At 52.6% G+C, this 16,764-nt stretch carries 17 protein-coding genes; 12 read left to right on the top strand and 5 right to left on the bottom strand.

The genetic code is table 11. The features are described from left to right. The first annotated feature begins 3 nt into the window (after positions 1-3). The 3 genes from CWE23_RS04420 to tcdA are packed head-to-tail and all read left to right on the top strand — an operon-like array spanning position 4 to position 2,228. Positions 4-1,020: a response regulator gene (locus CWE23_RS04420; protein ID WP_105305673.1), complete on the top strand. Its 1,017-nt coding sequence runs from the start codon at positions 4-6 to the stop codon at positions 1,018-1,020. Between the two features lies 1 nt (position 1,021). Then, the gene (locus tag CWE23_RS04415; protein WP_105305674.1) at positions 1,022-1,441 is read left to right on the top strand and encodes a PAS domain-containing protein; all 420 of its coding nucleotides are present in this window, start codon (positions 1,022-1,024) and stop codon (positions 1,439-1,441) included. Beyond that, positions 1,407-2,228: a tRNA cyclic N6-threonylcarbamoyladenosine(37) synthase TcdA gene (gene tcdA / locus CWE23_RS04410; RefSeq protein ID WP_126819623.1), complete on the top strand. Its 822-nt coding sequence runs from the start codon at positions 1,407-1,409 to the stop codon at positions 2,226-2,228. Before CWE23_RS04415 ends, tcdA begins: the two co-directional genes overlap by 35 nt. Before the next feature lie 308 nt (positions 2,229-2,536). Here the strand turns inward: tcdA and CWE23_RS04405 are convergent, their stop codons facing one another. Continuing rightward, positions 2,537-2,926, bottom strand: a complete 390-nt coding sequence (locus tag CWE23_RS04405) for a SufE family protein (RefSeq protein ID WP_126819622.1) — start codon at positions 2,924-2,926, stop codon at positions 2,537-2,539. A gap of 140 nt (positions 2,927-3,066) precedes the next feature. On the opposite strand from CWE23_RS04405, the gene CWE23_RS04400 reads away from it, so the two are divergent. From CWE23_RS04400 to CWE23_RS04380, 4 genes are all read left to right on the top strand, one after another. Continuing rightward, on the top strand, positions 3,067-3,816 hold the full coding sequence (locus CWE23_RS04400; RefSeq protein WP_105305677.1) for an electron transfer flavoprotein subunit beta/FixA family protein: 750 nt from the start codon (positions 3,067-3,069) through the stop codon (positions 3,814-3,816). Further along, positions 3,813-4,742 carry an electron transfer flavoprotein subunit alpha/FixB family protein gene (locus tag CWE23_RS04395; protein ID WP_105305678.1) on the top strand — a complete coding sequence of 310 codons (930 nt, stop codon included), beginning with the start codon at positions 3,813-3,815 and terminating at the stop codon, positions 4,740-4,742. The genes CWE23_RS04400 and CWE23_RS04395 overlap by 4 nt, the downstream gene beginning before the upstream one ends. Before the next feature lie 178 nt (positions 4,743-4,920). After that, positions 4,921-6,741, top strand: coding sequence for a DUF1302 domain-containing protein (locus tag CWE23_RS04390; RefSeq protein WP_126819621.1), 1,821 nt, complete (start codon positions 4,921-4,923; stop codon positions 6,739-6,741). Positions 6,742-7,090: 349 nt separating this feature from the next. Further along, complete coding sequence (locus tag CWE23_RS04380; protein WP_105305680.1) at positions 7,091-9,115, top strand: S9 family peptidase; 2,025 nt, start codon at positions 7,091-7,093, stop codon at positions 9,113-9,115. Here the strand turns inward: CWE23_RS04380 and CWE23_RS04375 are convergent. Next, positions 9,112-9,846, bottom strand: coding sequence for a glycosyltransferase family 25 protein (locus tag CWE23_RS04375; RefSeq protein ID WP_126819619.1), 735 nt, complete (start codon positions 9,844-9,846; stop codon positions 9,112-9,114). The two genes, CWE23_RS04380 and CWE23_RS04375, sit on opposite strands and share 4 nt — an antisense overlap. Beyond that, the gene (locus CWE23_RS04370) at positions 9,847-10,632 is read right to left on the bottom strand and encodes a glycosyltransferase family 2 protein (RefSeq protein ID WP_105305682.1); all 786 of its coding nucleotides are present in this window, start codon (positions 10,630-10,632) and stop codon (positions 9,847-9,849) included. 74 nt (positions 10,633-10,706) lie between these two features. Here CWE23_RS04370 and ung point away from each other — a divergent pair, with 74 nt between their 5' ends. Both ung and CWE23_RS04360 read left to right on the top strand, forming a co-directional pair. Beyond that, positions 10,707-11,357 (top strand): uracil-DNA glycosylase, encoded by a 651-nt coding sequence (gene ung / locus CWE23_RS04365; RefSeq protein ID WP_105305683.1) that lies wholly within the window; start codon positions 10,707-10,709, stop codon positions 11,355-11,357. Between the two features lie 936 nt (positions 11,358-12,293). After that, positions 12,294-12,467 (top strand): DUF3545 family protein, encoded by a 174-nt coding sequence (locus CWE23_RS04360; RefSeq protein ID WP_105305684.1) that lies wholly within the window; start codon positions 12,294-12,296, stop codon positions 12,465-12,467. 57 nt (positions 12,468-12,524) lie between these two features. Here the strand turns inward: CWE23_RS04360 and suhB are convergent, their stop codons facing one another. After that, the gene (gene suhB / locus CWE23_RS04355; protein ID WP_105305685.1) at positions 12,525-13,313 is read right to left on the bottom strand and encodes an inositol-1-monophosphatase; all 789 of its coding nucleotides are present in this window, start codon (positions 13,311-13,313) and stop codon (positions 12,525-12,527) included. Between the two features lie 142 nt (positions 13,314-13,455). On the opposite strand from suhB, the gene trmJ reads away from it, so the two are divergent. The 3 genes from trmJ to CWE23_RS04340 all read left to right on the top strand — a co-directional run bounded on the left by trmJ (position 13,456) and on the right by CWE23_RS04340 (position 15,970). Beyond that, entirely contained in the window at positions 13,456-14,178 is a 723-nt protein-coding gene (gene trmJ, locus CWE23_RS04350; RefSeq protein ID WP_105305686.1) for a tRNA (cytosine(32)/uridine(32)-2'-O)-methyltransferase TrmJ, read from the top strand. 145 nt (positions 14,179-14,323) lie between these two features. Continuing rightward, complete coding sequence (gene iscR / locus CWE23_RS04345; protein ID WP_105305687.1) at positions 14,324-14,782, top strand: Fe-S cluster assembly transcriptional regulator IscR; 459 nt, start codon at positions 14,324-14,326, stop codon at positions 14,780-14,782. 36 nt (positions 14,783-14,818) lie between these two features. Next, a complete protein-coding gene (locus CWE23_RS04340; protein ID WP_126819618.1) occupies positions 14,819-15,970 on the top strand; it encodes an IscS subfamily cysteine desulfurase in 1,152 nt (383 codons plus the stop codon). A 152-nt stretch (positions 15,971-16,122) separates the two neighbouring features. Here CWE23_RS04340 and msrA read toward each other — a convergent pair whose 3' ends face one another. Further along, a complete protein-coding gene (msrA, locus tag CWE23_RS04335; RefSeq protein ID WP_105305689.1) occupies positions 16,123-16,650 on the bottom strand; it encodes a peptide-methionine (S)-S-oxide reductase MsrA in 528 nt (175 codons plus the stop codon). Between the last annotated feature and the right edge of the window lie 114 nt (positions 16,651-16,764).

The following is a 16,764-nucleotide window of genomic DNA, read 5'->3' as shown; positions in this document are numbered from 1 at the left end:
ATCATGTCACTGAAGGTCACCATTTGCGATGACTCAGGGATGGCACGCAAACAATTGTTACGCACCTTGCCCGAGGACTGGGACGCTAAGGTGTATCAGGCCGCGGATGGCGAGCAGGCGCTAGCCTGTGTCAAAGCCGGTCAGGCGGATGTGTTATTTCTTGATTTGAATATGCCGGTAATGGATGGCTATCAAACCCTGGCGGCGATCCAACAACAGCAGTTAGAATCGCTGGTGATCGTCGTGTCCGGCGACATCCAGCCGCAGGCGCATCAACGGGTAACTCAGCTCGGTGCGATGGCGTTTGTGAAAAAGCCGATGTCCGGGGGCGAGTTGCGTCAGTTGTTACAGCAGTTCGGGTTGTATCAACCGGCATCAGGACACCTACAATTGGTGGACGAACGTCAGGCACAGCCGGAGAACGCGCTGGATGTTTATCGAGAAGTCAGCAATGTCGCGATGGGGCAGGCGGGCGACCATCTGGCGCGTATGCTCAACACCTTTATTGAACTGCCGGTGCCCAATGTCAATTTCATTGCCCCGTCCGAACTGCATATGGCGCTACAGGCTATTGATAACAGCGAACGTGTGTCGGCGATCAGTCAGGGCTTTGCGGGTAGCGGTATCTTGGGGGAAACCCTGACCTTGTTCAGTGATACCTCAATTGATGATGTTTGTCAGTTATTGGGTCATCAGTTAAGTGGCTCGATGCGACAACAACGTATTGAGGCGCTGATGGATATCGCTTCCATTATTTCATCCGCTTGCCTGAACGGTCTTGGCCAACAATTGCACGTCGAGTTTACCGCGTCACAGCCTGTCCTATTAGGTGAACAAAAAGCCATCAGTGAATTACTTGCCGAGTCCGAGCAACGTTGGCAGAACATACTCGCCATTGAAATTGGTTACACCCTTAAACAGCATCAAATCGGCTTTGACTTACTGTTACTGTTCCCTGCTGATGCCGTCAAGGTACTCGACCAGCAACTGGCGCACTGGTTGGCCGGGCAGGAGGACTAAAATGACAGAGATGGATGAATTACACGCCAAAATGAGTATACTCGGCGCCATCGATGTGGGCATCGTGGTGCTGGATCGCGAATACCGGGTGCAACTGTGGAATGAATTCATGCAGAACCACAGCGGCCTGCGCCCCAGCCAGGTGCGTGACCAAAATCTGTTTAGCGTGTGTCCCGAAATTGATGAAGCCTGGCTCAAACGAAAGGTCGAACGGGTGTGGGAGCTCGACGCCCGGGTGTTTATTACCTGGGAGCAGCGCCCCTACGTGTTTCGCTTTCGTAACAGTCGGCCCATTACCGCGACCAGTGAATGGATGTATCAGAATATGACCGCGATTCCGCTGCATAACCCCCGCGGCGAGGTGTATCAGGTCTGTTTAATCATTTATGACGTCAGTGAGCAAGTACGTGAGCAACAGTAATCATCAGGCAATAACAGAAGCACAGGGTGGTATCCAGCGTGTCTATGGACGCCAGGCACTCACTCAGTTTCAGCAAACTCATGTTGCCGTGGCCGGCCTCGGTGGCGTCGGCTCCTGGGCGCTAGAAGCGTTGGCGCGAACCGGTATCGGTAAACTCACGTTAATTGATTTGGACGACGTCTGTGTCAGCAACATTAACCGTCAGTTGCCGGCAACCTTTGATACCGTCGGACAACCGAAAACAGAGGTACTGGCAGCACGCGTGCGTGCCATTAACCCGGACTGTGACGTGCGGGTTATCGATGACTTCCTGCTACCGGATAATTTTGACGAGTATCTGCAGGGCGTAGACGCGGTCCTGGATGCGATCGACAGCGTCAAAACCAAAGCCGCGCTGGTCGCCTGGTGCAAACGGCATAAGGTACGGATGGTGTGTTGTGGTGGCGCAGGTGGGCAAATCGACCCCACTCAGATCCGCGTGGCTGATCTGGCCAAAGCCAAGCAGGATCCGTTATTGGCAAAAGTGCGTTCGGATTTGCGCCGTAATTATGGTTTTTCTAAGAACCCGAAACGTAAGTGGGGAGTTGACTGCGTCTATTCGGAAGAGCAGTTGCGCTATCCGATCATCAGTGGTGAGGGTGAAGGCGAGGTGACGTTGCAAAAACCGGGCAGCGGCAGCATGCAAATGAACTGCTCCTCCGGCTTCGGCGCCGCCATGACCGTCACCTGCAGCTTCGCCATGCACGCAGTTGCTATACTACTCCGGCGCTGCGCGCCTCCGCGCTAGGCGCGGCTGACAGCCGCTTGCCTGGCGGTGCGTACCGCACCTTGCTCGGCGTTCGCTGCGCGAACTTGCTTGGCGGCGCGTGGCGCCTTGCATCAAAGCCGTAGCTTGCGCCTGCGGCGCAAGTAAGCTTGTCGCGCCGCAGGCGCGACTCGCCGGTGTTGGCAAGCCGCCGTAGGCGGCGCCTAGCTGGTGAGTTCACGCAGAGACTCAGCAACATGGCGCAAGAAGAATTCAACGTGCAAAGTCATTAAAGCCTCAGGAGCCGGACTATACCGATTCACGTATTCAGTTCATAAGTAGCCATCGGTTTAGCGAGCCGAAGGCGAGCGTACCGATCGGGGGGCGTCGAAGTCGGATGTTAATTTTTTAGCGACGTTACGCAGGCCGTTGCTGCGTGATGGGGTTAAATGATTTTCCAAATTCTCAGCCCGTAACAGCGCATCGAGGTCGAACGCCCGTATCTCTGCCAACGGTTGCCCATCAAGGCGCTGCTGAATCAGCGCCAACAACCCCTTCACAATCCGCGACGCACTGTCAAAACGAATCACCACCGCATCCGGATTCGAGCTATCAACGTATAACCAGACCTTAGCCTCACAACCGCTGACCAGATGCCGCTCATCACGCGCATCGTCCGGATACGGAGGGAGGGTACGAGCTAACTGCACCAAGCGACGGTATTGTTGTTCCCAGTTCAATTCGTAAACTCTCCCTTACATCTGCGAAACTAAATTGTCGCATAACTTGTGAGATGGACGCTAGTTAAGGATAATAACGATAAATTAACAGCAAATCACAAGAGTAACTTTTTAAAAGTTCCAAACAAAAGGAAGTTAACATGAAGATACTTGTCGCGGTGAAGCGCGTGATTGACTACAACGTCAAAGTCCGCGTTAAGCCAGATCAGTCCGATGTCGATTTGGCCAACGTCAAGATGGCTCTTAACCCCTTCTGCGAAATTGCCGTAGAAGAAGCTGTTCGCCTAAAAGAAGCAGGCACGGCCGACGAAGTGGTGGTGGTTTCTATCGGCCCGAAAGCCGTCCAGGAACAATTACGTACTGCCTTGGCGCTGGGCGCGGATCGCGCGATTCAAGTTGAAACCGACGACATGCCGGATTCACTGTCGGTCGCCAAAATTCTTAAAGGCGTGGTCGACAAAGAAGGTCCGGATATGGTCATTCTTGGTAAGCAGTCGATCGATTCGGACAACAACCAAACCGGTCAAATGCTGGGTGCATTAACCGGTATGCCTCAAGGCACGTTTGCGTCAAAAGTCGAGGTCGGTGACGGCTTTATCAACGTCACCCGTGAGATTGACGGCGGTTTGCAAACCGTAAAACTGAACCTGCCGGCGATCGTAACCACCGACTTGCGTTTGAACGAACCGCGTTACGCGTCTCTGCCAAACATCATGAAAGCGAAGCGTAAGCCGCTGGAAACCATCAGCACCGACGATTTGGGTGTTGAGGTTAAACGCACCGTTAAATTGCTAAAAGTTGAGCCACCTGCGGAACGCAGCGCCGGTATCAAAGTGGCGGATGTGGATGAGCTTGTCGAGAAACTGAAAAACGAGGCCAAAGTACTATGAGCATTTTAGTAGTTGCAGAACACGACAATAACGCCGTTGATCCGTCGACTCTGAAGACTTTGGCTGCGGCCCAGAAACTGGGTGGCGACATCCATGTATTGGTGGCTGGCAGCGGCTGTTCAACCGTTGCCGAAAACATCGCTAAAGCCGAGGGTGTGAGCAAAGTATTCTTGGCCGATAACTCGGTCTATGAACATCAACTGGCTGAAAACATCGGGGCACTGGTCGCTGAATTAGGCAAAGATTACAGCCACGTGCTGGCTCCAGCCACCACGACCGGCAAAAACTTCATGCCGCGTGTAGCGGCGCTGCTGGATGTGGCACAAATTTCGGACATCATCAGCGTTGAAAGCGAGGATACGTTTAAACGTCCTATCTACGCCGGTAATGCCATTGCCACCGTACAGTCGGAAGACGCGATCAAAGTGATCACTGTGCGCACCACTGCCTTTGATGCGGTCGCAGCAGAAGGCGGCAGCGCCAGTGTTGAGTCACTGGATATCGTGATTGACAACGACAAGTCAGCGTTCGTTGGTGAGCAGTTGGCTGAATCAGAACGTCCTGACCTGACCTCTGCTGAGATCGTGATTTCAGGCGGTCGCGGTATGCAAAATGGCGAAAACTTCAAACTGATCGAAGACATTGCCGACAAATTGGGCGCCGCAGTGGGTGCATCACGAGCGGCGGTCGACGCCGGCTTCGTACCAAACGATATGCAGGTGGGACAGACCGGTAAAATTGTTGCCCCACAACTGTACATCGCGGTGGGCATCAGTGGCGCTATCCAGCACCTGGCCGGGATGAAAGACTCCAAAGTGATCGTTGCCATCAACAAAGATGAAGAGGCGCCGATTTTCCAGGTGGCTGACTATGGTTTGGTTGCCGACTTGTTCGATGTACTGCCAGAACTGAGCAAAAAACTGTAATCTGCAGTAACGCTTCTCTGACGCCACCTGAATCAACAACTTGATGAAAGGTGGCGTCATTTTCCTCACTTTTCGCCCCGATACACTTGCATATTTTTAACTCATCGGACATGATTCAGTCATAACCGCCGTAAAAGTTAAAAATATTAGGTGGCTCACAATGAAAAGAAGAACAACTATGCTAAAAAAATTACCTCTAGCGTCGGCCATTGCGCTGGCCTTTGCGTTGCCAACTCAGGCTGCTGACTTTGAAGTGGGTGATTTCGACATCAAGTTCGATTCCATCCTGTCCTACGGTGCCGCTTGGCGGATGGAAGATCCGGCCATGCACCTCATTCATCCGGGTAACCGCGCCGGTGGCACAGCCGGTTCCAGTGTCGGTGATGACGGCAACCTGAACTTTGAAAAAGGCGATCTGGTAAGTTCAGTATTTAAGGGTGTTCACGATTTAAGCATTGACGGCGGCAGCTACGGTGCCTTTTTCCGTTTCAATTACTGGTATGACTACGTGATTTCTGAAGAAGAAATGCCGCACGGTCATCCGGGTAACAACTACGTGCCTAACACCACCCTTAACGATGACATTTTTGATGACTACTCACAGGGTAGTGGTTTCGAAGTGTTGGATGCGTTTGTCTGGGCAAACTTTGATATGGGCGATATCCCGACCAGTCTGCGGGTAGGTCGTCAGGTGTTGAGCTGGGGTGAAAGTACCTTTGTCTTTAACGGCATCAATGACATTAACCCACTGGACGTTAACGCGGCGCGTCGTCCGGGTGCTGAAATCAAAGAAGCTCTGTTACCGGTAGGTATGGTGAGCATCAACATGGGCTTAACTGAAAGCCTGAATATGGAAGCCTTCTATCAATACGAGTGGGACAACACCAAGCTTGATGGCTGCGGTACTTACTTCTCCAGCGTTGATATCATCGGCGGTCCGGGTTGCGGTAAAGTGACCCTGAACCCACAGCTGGTTCCGGGCGATCCCAGCAGTTATCTGAGCGACCGTGAGTCGGTTGTATCGGGTGCCTACATTGGCTCCAACCCAACGCTTGATGCGTCAGATAGCGGTCAGTGGGGGGTTAACTTCCGTTATTACTCACTGGATTTAGACGCTGAATTTGGTTTGTACTACCTCAACCTGCACAGCAATACGCCGATCATTTCCGCGTATAACTGGACCGTCGATCCGGAACAGTATATGTCCGATGAAGATCGTATGAATCCAGGTTACACCTATGCGACACCAAACGGCTACCCCATCGACGGACCGCGTCTGGTGATCGAGTATCCGGAAGATTACAAAGTCATGGGTGCGAGCTTTAGCACCAACCTGGGCATGTGGTCTGTTGCTGGTGAATACAGCTTCCGTAAAGACGCGCCCGTGCAAATTAACACCACCGAAATTCTGACCGCCGGTTTGCGCCCGAATGTACCGAGCACCTTTGCGGATCGCGTGCAAACCACCGAGTTGGGTGGTCTTGCCAGCGGTTATGACCGGTTGGACGTCAGCCAGGCGCAGGCCAGTTTTGTGCGTTTCGTTGACCGTCTGTGGGGTTCTGACCGCATGACCTTCGTCGGTGAAATTGCGATGAACCAGGTACACGACCTACCGGGTCTTGAAGAACAACGTTATGGCCGTCTGCCATTATTTGGTAAGTGCTTACTGCCATCAGAAGTAGGGCCGGCCAACGCGGGCAACTGTGAAGGTTTCGTCACCGAAAACTCGTGGGGTTACCGCACCCGCTTCCAGTTTGAATACTTAAACGTATGGCAAGGCTGGAGCCTGACCCCGGTGGTTCAATTTAACCACGATGTATCGGGTTACTCACCAAACAGTAACTTTATCGAAGACCGTAAGTCGCTGGGTATTAACCTGACGGCCGACTACCTGTCGACTTATAAAGTGAACCTGGGTTACACCACGTACAGTGGCAGTGACTATGATGCGACGACTGACCGTGATTTCGCGTCCATCAGCTTCTCATACGCCTTCTAACAAGGTTAGACTGCTTATGAGCTAACGGAAAGTCGTGCCTTTGGCGCGACTTTTTTTTTGAAATGACTTCGGCTTCGCCTTCGGCTCAGCGGTTTAGGCTCGCTGCGCTCGCGGTTTGGGGCCTTCGGCCGGTGTAGGCTTCGCGGTATAACGGACGGAGTCCCTAAGGACTTGCGCCGAAGGCGGCAAGCTACACCGTGCGAAGCACCTAAACCGCCCGCAGGGCCTAGACCGCCCGCAGGGCCTAAATCGCCCGCAGGGCCTAAATCGCCCGAAGGGCCTAGGCCGCCCGCAGGGCCTAAACCGCGAAGCCGAAGGCGGAGCCCTAATAAAAAACCAGGAGAGCAAGATGAAACGAGCGTTAACCGCAATAGCGGCATTGATGGTCTCTGCCACTGCATTCGCTGATGACCATAACACCTTTCAGTTAGAAGATGTTTTTACGCTGGAATATGCGTCTTCACCAACCATTCACCCCAGCGGGGATTACAGTGTTTTTGTGCGTCAGGCGATGGACATCAACAAAGACCGTAAGGTGGGTACACTGTGGAAAATCCACGAGAATGGCGACTTGCGGCCACTGACCGGCGACAAAGCCAGTGAGAGCCAGCCGGTCTGGTCACCGGATGGGAAACGGCTGGCGTTTGTCTCAACCGCAACCGGTAGCCCGCAAATTCATATTTATTGGGTCGATAGTGGTGAGCATGCTGCGATTACCGACCTAACCCAGGCACCATCAAGCCTGAGTTGGTCACCGGACGGTAAGCAAATTGCCTTTACTATGTTTACCCCGGACGCCAAGCCGGCACCGGTTTCATTGCCGGGGAAACCACAAGGCGCCGAGTGGACGGACGCGCCGAAATACATCGATAAAGACAACTATCGCTACGATGGCGGCGGTTATGCCCGTGACGGTTATCAACACATTTATGTGGTACCCAGCGAAGGTGGTACCGCGCGTAAACTGACGAGCGGCGACTATAACCACGGCGGCGAACTGGCCTGGGCGGATAACGGCGAGGTCATTTACTTCTCGGCCAATCGCCGTGACGACGCGTTTCGTCAGCCAACCAACAGCGAACTTTATCAAGTGGCCGTCAATAGTGGCGAGATACAACAAGTGACCGACCGCAAAGGTCCTGACCGCTCGCCTGCCGTATCGCCGGACGGCGAATACATTGCCTATCTGGGGAACGACGATAATGGCAAAAGCTTTCAGGTGACGCGGCTTTACGTAATGTCTGCTGACGGCAGCGACAACACAGTACTGACGGCGGATCTGGATCGCAGTGTCACCGGCTTTGAGTGGGACAGTGATAGCGATGGTATTTACTTCAGCTACGACGACCACGGCATTGGCTACCTGGCACGCACGGACTTGTCCGGCGATCACGAACAGCTGGCGGATCGTGTCGGCGGCTTGTCCTACAGTCGTCCTTATGGGGGTGGTGATTTCTCAGTGGCTGCCGATGACAGCGTATTGTATACCGTTTCGAACCCTCAGCGTCCGGCGGATTTGGCCTTATGGCAGGACGGCGACAGTCGTCAGTTAACGCAACTGAATGAGGATGCGCTGGCGCATAAACAGCTCGCGCGTGTCGAAGAAATTAACTATAAGTCCAGCGTGGACGGTCTTGACTTACAGGGTTGGATTGCCTACCCACCGAATTTCGATCCGAGTAAAAAATACCCGCTGATGCTGGAGATTCATGGTGGTCCGCACACCAATTACGGCCCGCGTTTTGCCGCCGAGATCCAGTTATTCGCGGCAGCCGGCTACGTGGTGCTTTATACCAACCCTCGTGGCAGCACCAGTTACGGTGATGAGTTTGCCAATACCATTAATAAAAACTACCCGAGTCATGACTACGATGACTTAATGGACGGCGTCGATGCGGTCATTGATAAGGGCTTTATTGATGAAGACGAGCTGTACGTCACCGGTGGTAGCGGTGGTGGTGTTTTGACCGCCTGGATTGTCGGCCATACCGATCGCTTCAAAGCGGCGGTGGTCGCGAAGCCCGTAATCAACTGGTACAGCTTTGTACTGACCGCCGATATGTATAACTACTTCTATCAGTACTGGTTCCCGGGGTTGCCATGGGATAACCTGGAACACTATATGAAGTATTCGCCAATAAGCTATGTCGGTAACGTGACCACACCAACGATGTTACTGACGGGTGAGAATGACTATCGCACACCGATGTCAGAAACCGAGCAGTACTATCAAGCATTGAAATTAGCCGGTGTAGAGACAGCGATGGTGCGGATTCAGGATTCAGGGCACGGTATTTATGCGCGCCCAAGTAACCTGATGAACAAAGTTGCCTACATCCTGCATTGGTTTGACAAGTACCGCGACAAGGATTAATCCCGCGTGCGGCAAAAACGGCGGTTTTGCCAGTAAAACCGCCACTGTTCGAGAAAGCGCCGCCAGGCGCTTTTATCTTTTAAGTGGCGATCTTCAACGTCAAGAATGTCACTGCCGTGCTGATGAGTGTTATCAACGCAGTAGGGCAGCAACCCCTGTACGTAACAGCCGGTTTCCCATTGCCACTGAAAATCAACATCAACCGGACGGAAAAATCGTTTACGAGCTAGCAATTTAGCCGCACCGGAGCGGCTCAAAATGTAGCCGCAGGCGCCCATCGGTGGTTTGTCGGTACGGTAGTCCACCAGCGTAAATGCGCCAACATCAGCCAGCTTATAATGTTGCTTGGGCTTAAAGGGTTGCGCTAATTTCAGCAAGTGCCAGTCGTCCGACAGTGTTGCAACGGCCGCGCCCAACTCGGCAAAGGCCGGACTAACCATAATATCGTCTTCCAGAATGACGGCCGCTTGCGCAGGGCTGTCGAGCAGTTGCTGCCAAGCCTTCCGGTGGCTCATGTAACAGGCGATTTCGCCACGCGTTAGTGACGCGTAAAAGCGCTGCCGATTGCGTTCGCTGTCATAGACACGATCAATCTCGGCATCGCTTAACTGACGTCCGTCAATCGCCGCGATCCGAGTAAAATTAACGCCGATACTGTGCAGTTGTTGGCTGGCGTGCTGTAGGCGTTCGCGCGAACGGTCGAGGTTAATAACATAAACGGGCAACATCATTTAGCGCTCAGATTTTTCGACATCATCACCGCGCTTGCGGCGGTATTCACGTTCGTAGAGCTTGGCTTCCGTCAGGAAAAAGTGGAAGGCATCAATATTGGCTTTGATAAAGCCCCGCCAGCCAGCCAGGAACATACGGCGAATGAGATAAAATTTAATGAACATCAGCGGGAAAATGAGTAATACCCGCGCCAGGCTACAGGTACGCCCCTGTTCTTCGCGTTGTTTGGCTTTTAGTAACGAGTATTTGTTCAGTTTATCCATGTAACCGTGCGCTGAGTCATAGCCATAATGTTTAACATCAATGGGCAGGTGCGCAAGCGGTGGCTCGACCTCGATGTGTTCGTGCACTTTTAATGAGGTGTTCCAGCGTGACTTGGACTTGCGATAAACACGGCGGAAGCGGTGATGTCGGTGACCCGGTAGCGAGTGACCCATAAAAATATCGTCGTGCGCCAGATAGATGCCGTTGATGTCCCCTTTGGCAATGCGCTGCTGAATTTGCTCGAACGCCCCGTTGGGAAGCACTTCATCGCCATCCAGGTTAATCACCCAATCGTTACGACATTGTTCCAGCGCGAACGCCTTTTGCTTTGAATAACCAAGCCAGTCTTGATGAATGATACGAGCGCCATGCTTTTCAGCGATGGTGAGGGTATCGTCGGTCGAACCAGAGTCGACCAGAACGATCTCATCAGCGCCTTTCACGCTGCTAAGCACTTCGTCTAAATGACGACCTTCATTTTTGGTGATGAGATAAACACTGATTTTTGGTAACTCGGCCATGAAAGCCTCCCGTTAACTCGCGATGGCGTTAATGATATAGTTTTTTCTACGTATACGCATCAATCGGAATCGCTATGGGTGACTGGACAAAATTGCTGGCTGACGAAAAACAACAACCGTATTTTCAGGAATTACTGCACCGCGTTGCCCAGGCACGCGAACAAACCACCGTATACCCGCCGGCAGCGGATGTCTTTAATGCATTAAAGCTAACCGCGCCTGAACAAGTAAAGGTCGTGATTTTGGGGCAAGACCCGTATCACGGGCCTGGCCAGGCGCATGGGTTGAGTTTTTCGGTACCGGATGGGGTTAAGCTGCCGCCGTCGTTGCGCAACATACTGAAAGCCATTCAGGTGGACTACCCCGAACAGCCGCAGCCCGCGAACGGTGATTTGACGCGCTGGGCAAAGCAGGGCGTGTTGCTGTTGAATACGGTACTCACGGTGCAGGCGGGTAACGCTCACAGCCATGCCAACTGGGGCTGGGAGACCTTTACTGACCGGGTGATTGAACGGTTGGCGGCAGAACAGCAGGGCATTGTCTTTTTGTTATGGGGCGCGCATGCGCAGAAAAAGGCACGCCTTATTGATGGTAATCGCCACTGCGTGCTAAAAACGGTGCACCCGTCGCCGCTTTCAGCACATCGAGGTTTTTTCGACGCGCACCACTTCCGTAAAGCCAATGACTATCTCGTCAGCATTGGACGTGAGCCCATTCGTTGGTGACTCGCTCACCGTAGAGGTTTTTCACCGCAGAGGGCGCTGAGGACACGGAGAAAAGCTTTTTAAGGGAAACCCAATTGGGTCGGGTTTTTTGTTGGGTTGATGCAGAGTGCCTGTCGCCACCACCGCGGTTGATATTATTAGAGGGGGGGGGTTAACAATAAAAACCTCCGCGCTTTCTGTGGCCTTAGCGGTGAACACAAAGGCTTTTCACCGCTGAGGGCGCTGAGGACACGGAGAAAAGCTTTTTAAGGGAAACCCAATTGGGTCGGGTTTTTTGTTGGGTTGACGCTTTGTGTCTATTGTCACCACCGCGGTTGATATCATGAGAGGGGTGGGTGGTTTTACCCTTAAAAACCTCCGCGCTCTCTGTGTTCTCAGCGGTGAACCCAGAGGTTTTTCACCGCAGAGGGCGCTGAGTACACGGAGAAAAACGTTTTAAGGGAAACCCAATGGGTTGGTTTTTTTGTTGGGTTGACGCAGTGTGCCTGTTGTCACCACCGCGGTTGATATCATGAGAGGGGTGGGTGGTTTTACCCTTAAAAACCTCCGCGCGCTCTGTGTTCTTAGCGGTGAACACAAAGGTTTTCACCGCTAAGGGCGCGGAGTACACGGAGAAAAACGTTTTAAGGGAAACCCAATGGGTCGGTTTTTTTGTTGGGTTGACGCAGTTTGCCTGTTGTCACCATCGCGGTTGATATCATCAGAGGGGTGGGTGGTTTTACAATAAAAAACCTCCGCGCTCTCTGTGTTCTCAGCGGTGAACAGACGCTGTCGATGTTCATGAAAAATTGCGGAAGAGTTAACACGAATGTAACAATTAGCTTTTAATCTGGAGCTCGCTGTGGTATTAAGGTGTTTGTGAATTTATTGTTATAAAAAGTGATAACAATTTTTTCACGTGCGCTAAGACCATAACTATAAAACTGAGAGGCAAGTATGGATCATTCAGAAGAGCTTCAGAAAGTCAGTGACAAGTCATCGAAGGGACGCGCAAAAAAACGCAAATGGCGTGAAATTGAACAACTAAAAGAAAAATACCAGTTACGGGAAGAACTGGCCGAAATGGATTATTGCTACGATCTCGATTTGGAAGAAATCGACCTGACGTAGGTCGCGCCCAGAGCGCGACCCATTATCTTTCGGAATGGCTTGCGCCATGGGCGCAAGTTACTCAGGCTTTTTGCGCATGACCGGCAGCATTTGCTTGAGCACTTTCGGTGCGCCTGCAACCACGTTACCGCTTTGCACGTAATTGTGGCCGCCGCTGAAGTCGCAGATGATACCACCGGCTTCGCGAATCATCAGTTCGCCGGCCAGCATATCCCAGGGCTTGAGACCCATTTCAAAGAAGCCGTCAAAGCGACCGGCCGCGACATAGGCTAAGTCCAGTGCTGCTGCTCCGGGGCGGCGCATGTCTGCGCAGTGTTCAAACAAGTTATTAAACATTTGCTGATATTCAGGCAGTTTGTGCTTGTACTTGAACGGAAAGCCCGTCGCTAACAACGCTCCCTTAAGCTCAACTTTCGGGTCAATCCGTAAACGGCGACCATTTAACTGAGCACCGGCACCTCGTGATGCACTGAATAACTCTTCGCGAATCGGATCATAGACCACGCCCTGTTGCACAGAACCTTTGTGCAAAAGCGCAATCGAAATACAGAAGTGAGGGATACCGCGCAGGTAATTTGTGGTGCCGTCCAGCGGGTCGATAACCCACTGAAAATCATTATCCGAGCCTTGTTGCTGGCCGCTTTCTTCCGCGATGATACCGTGTTCAGGGTAGGATTTACGGATGGTGCTGATGATTGCCTGTTCGGCGGCTTTGTCCATTTCGGACACCCAGTCATTCGGGCCTTTAGAAACCGCGTCGATGGGTTGCCCCTGATCAAATTGCTTAACAAGAATTTTGCCGGCTGCACGCGCTGCGCGCACCGCAATGTTTAACATCGGATGCATAATCAAATTACCTGTGCTGTCAAAGAACGTTGTGAGGATCACAAAAATCTGGTCGCGGATAATACCAGTATTGCGGTATCATGCACAACTTTTATTCAGCAACACTGTTGTGTGTCATCCGTTTTAATCGTTCAAGGGCATCATGTTAGATTCAATTCGTATCGTACTTGTAAACACCTCGCATACAGGCAACATCGGTTCGGTGGCACGGGCCATGAAAACCATGGGTTTAAAAGAACTGACCCTGGTTGATCCGGTGAACAAACCGGACAGCCACGCGTCCGCGTTGGCGGCCGGGGCGACGGATATTTTGGCCAACGCCCAAATCGTTGACACGCTGGAAGAAGCGATCGCAGACTGTGAGTTGGTGCTGGCGACCAGCGCCCGCAATCGGACCCTCGACTGGCCGTTGTTAGGTCCGCGCGATGCGGCCGCCAAAATGCTGGCCGAAGCACCAAAGCATAAAGTCGCAGTGGTCTTCGGGCGTGAGAACAATGGCTTAACCAACGAAGAGCTGCAACTCAGTCAGTATCATTTGCACATCCCGACCAACCCGGATTATGGTTCGTTGAACCTGGCGATGGCAGTACAGACGGTTTGTTACGAGCTGCGTATGCAACACTTGGAAGCGGCAGAAGGGCAGTCGTTATACACGCATACGGATGAGATTGCGGACTATCCCCGTGCGGAACAACTGGAAATGTTCTACCAGCACCTGGAGCAGACGCTCTACCATACCGGCTTTATTGTGAAGCAGCATCCGGGGCAGGTGATGACCAAGTTGCGGCGCTTATTTAACCGAGCGCGCCCGGAAGAAAGCGAAATCAACATCCTGCGCGGTATCCTCGCTTCCATTAAGAAATAACCGCTTGGCACAAAAAGCGTAACGTGCGCCACCGGCGCAAGAGGGCCAACGCGCCAAGCGCAACGCCCACGTCGCGCTAATACTTGACTATTTTAGTCGGGTAAGTAAACTTAAAAGTCCAGCTCAGCGAAGAGGATACAGAATCATGCGCCTGACATCCAAGGGCCGCTATGCGGTCACCGCGATGCTTGACGTCGCCATGTTTGCACAAAAAGCCCCGGTACCATTGGCGGACATCTCAGAGCGGCAAGGTATTTCATTGTCGTATCTCGAACAGCTGTTCGCGCGCCTGCGAAAGCGCAAACTCGTTCAAAGCGTCCGTGGGCCAGGCGGTGGTTACCAACTCGGCCGCCGTGCCAACGAAATTTCGGTCGGCGCCGTGATTGAAGCGGTTGACGAATCCATCGATGCAACCCGTTGTCAGGGCAAGGCCAACTGTCAGGGCGGCGAACGCTGTTTAACCCACTCCTTGTGGGAAGGATTGAGCGACCGCATCGCCGATTTCCTTGATGGTATCACGCTGGCCGAGCTAATGGCGTCAAGGGATGTGAATGCCGTGGGCAAACGGCAATCATCAGAAAAGATTGAGTTAAACGTTATTTAGTATGTTGTTAAATTACGGTTCAGGAGTTTTTGCGTAGTGAAATTGCCTATTTATATGGATTTTGCGGCCACCACCCCGGTAGAACAGCAGGTCGCTGATAAAATGATGCAATTTCTTACCTATGATGGCATCTACGCAAACCCCGCTTCACGCTCACATCGCTATGGCTGGCAGGCTGAAGAGGCGGTTGATATTGCCCGTCACCAAGTGGCTGATTTGCTCAACGCAGACGCACGCGAGATTGTTTTCACCTCAGGCGCAACCGAATCGGACAACCTCGCGATTAAAGGCGTTGCCTACCAATTGCGTGACAAAGGCAAGCATCTGATCACCGTTAAAACCGAGCATAAAGCGGTGTTGGATCCGATGTTGCAACTGCAAAAAGAAGGATTCTCGGTCACCTTTCTCGATGTACAGGCGGATGGGCGTATTGATCTCGATGAATTGCGCTCGGCGTTACGGGAAGACACCATCCTGGTCAGTGTGATGCACGTGAATAATGAGCTGGGTGTGATTCAGGATATCGAGGCGATCGGTTCTATTTGCCGAAGCAATGGTACCTTACTGCATGTCGACGCTGCGCAAAGTGCCGGTAAACTGAGCCTGGATCTGAGTCAGCTTCCGGTCGATTTGTTGTCGCTTTCGGCGCACAAATTGTATGGCCCGAAAGGCATTGGTGCCTTGTATGTGCGGCGTCAGCCAAGAGTGCGGCTACAGGCGCAAATGCACGGTGGCGGGCATGAGCGAGGTATGCGCTCAGGTACCCTGGCAACCCATCAAATCGTCGGGCTTGGCGAAGCCTGCGCGGTTGCCGGAGAGCGACTGCAACACGATGCAGAGTACTTTGAGCAACTCCGTCAGCGGTTTTTAACGCCGCTACTGGCTGAGCCTGGCATCGATCTAAACGGCAGTGATGCGTTGCGGGTGCCGCACATCATTAATTTGCGCTTTGCGGATGTCGAGGGTGAGATTTTACTGATGTCACTAAAAGATCTCGCCATTTCATCAGGCTCTGCCTGTACTTCGGCCAGTGTCGAGCCGTCTTACGTGCTGAGAGCGCTGGGGCTGACGGATGAGTTGGCGCATGCCTCGTTACGTTTCAGCTTCGGCCGCCCAACGACGGAAGCGGAAGTAGACCACGCCGCCGAACACATCCTCGCGGTTTACCGAGCCCTTAGCACGAATTAGGCTCCGGCGTCACCTCCGCGGTTTAGGCCCTTCGGGCGGTCTAGGCTTCGCGGTTTAACGGGCGAAGCCCCTAAACCCTTGCGCCGAAGGAAGCAAGCTACACCGTGCGAAGCACCTAAGCCGCCGCCGGAGGCGGCGCCAAGCGCTAGAAATTAGCGCAGAAGCCCGGCAAAGGTTTTCCGGAATTTCGCTAATTTCGGTGAAATCACTGCCTGACAGTACGGATTTTCCGGGTTTCGGTTAAAGTAGTTGGTATGATAATCCTCGGCCGGATAAAACACCTCCAGCGGCGACACCTCAGTTACAATCGGATCAGCAAAGGCACCCTCTGACTCAAGTTCAGCAATGATTTGCTCCGCTTCACGCTTTTGCTCATCGTCGTGGTAAAAAATCGACGTGCGATACTGCGTGCCAATGTCATTGCCCTGACGGTTCACCTGCGTTGGATCGTGCAACGTGAAGAAGATTTCTAGGATTTGACGATACGAAATTTGCTCAGGGTCGTAGGTTAACTGCGCGACTTCCGCGTGTCCGGTCTCACCGCTACACACTTGTTCATAAGTCGGATTTTCAGTATGGCCACCGGTGTATCCCGATTGTACATTGCTGATGCCCTTGACTTGCAGGAAGGCAGACTCAACACACCAAAAACAGCCGCCACCCAAGGTTGCTTGTGCCATGCTTATTACTCCTCTCGTCGTATAGACGTCTATATGGCTATATGTTTTCGCATCCTAACTTAGAATTTAAACAAAAACAATCAATCGCTATTCGATTTTTAATGCAATCTCCCG

This window comes from Idiomarina aquatica, assembly GCF_003987185.1.
GTDB classification, from domain to species: Bacteria; Pseudomonadota; Gammaproteobacteria; order Enterobacterales; family Alteromonadaceae; genus Idiomarina; species Idiomarina aquatica.
The sequence above is the reverse complement of the archived record's forward strand: the minus strand, read 5'-3'. Positions and strand labels throughout refer to the sequence as shown.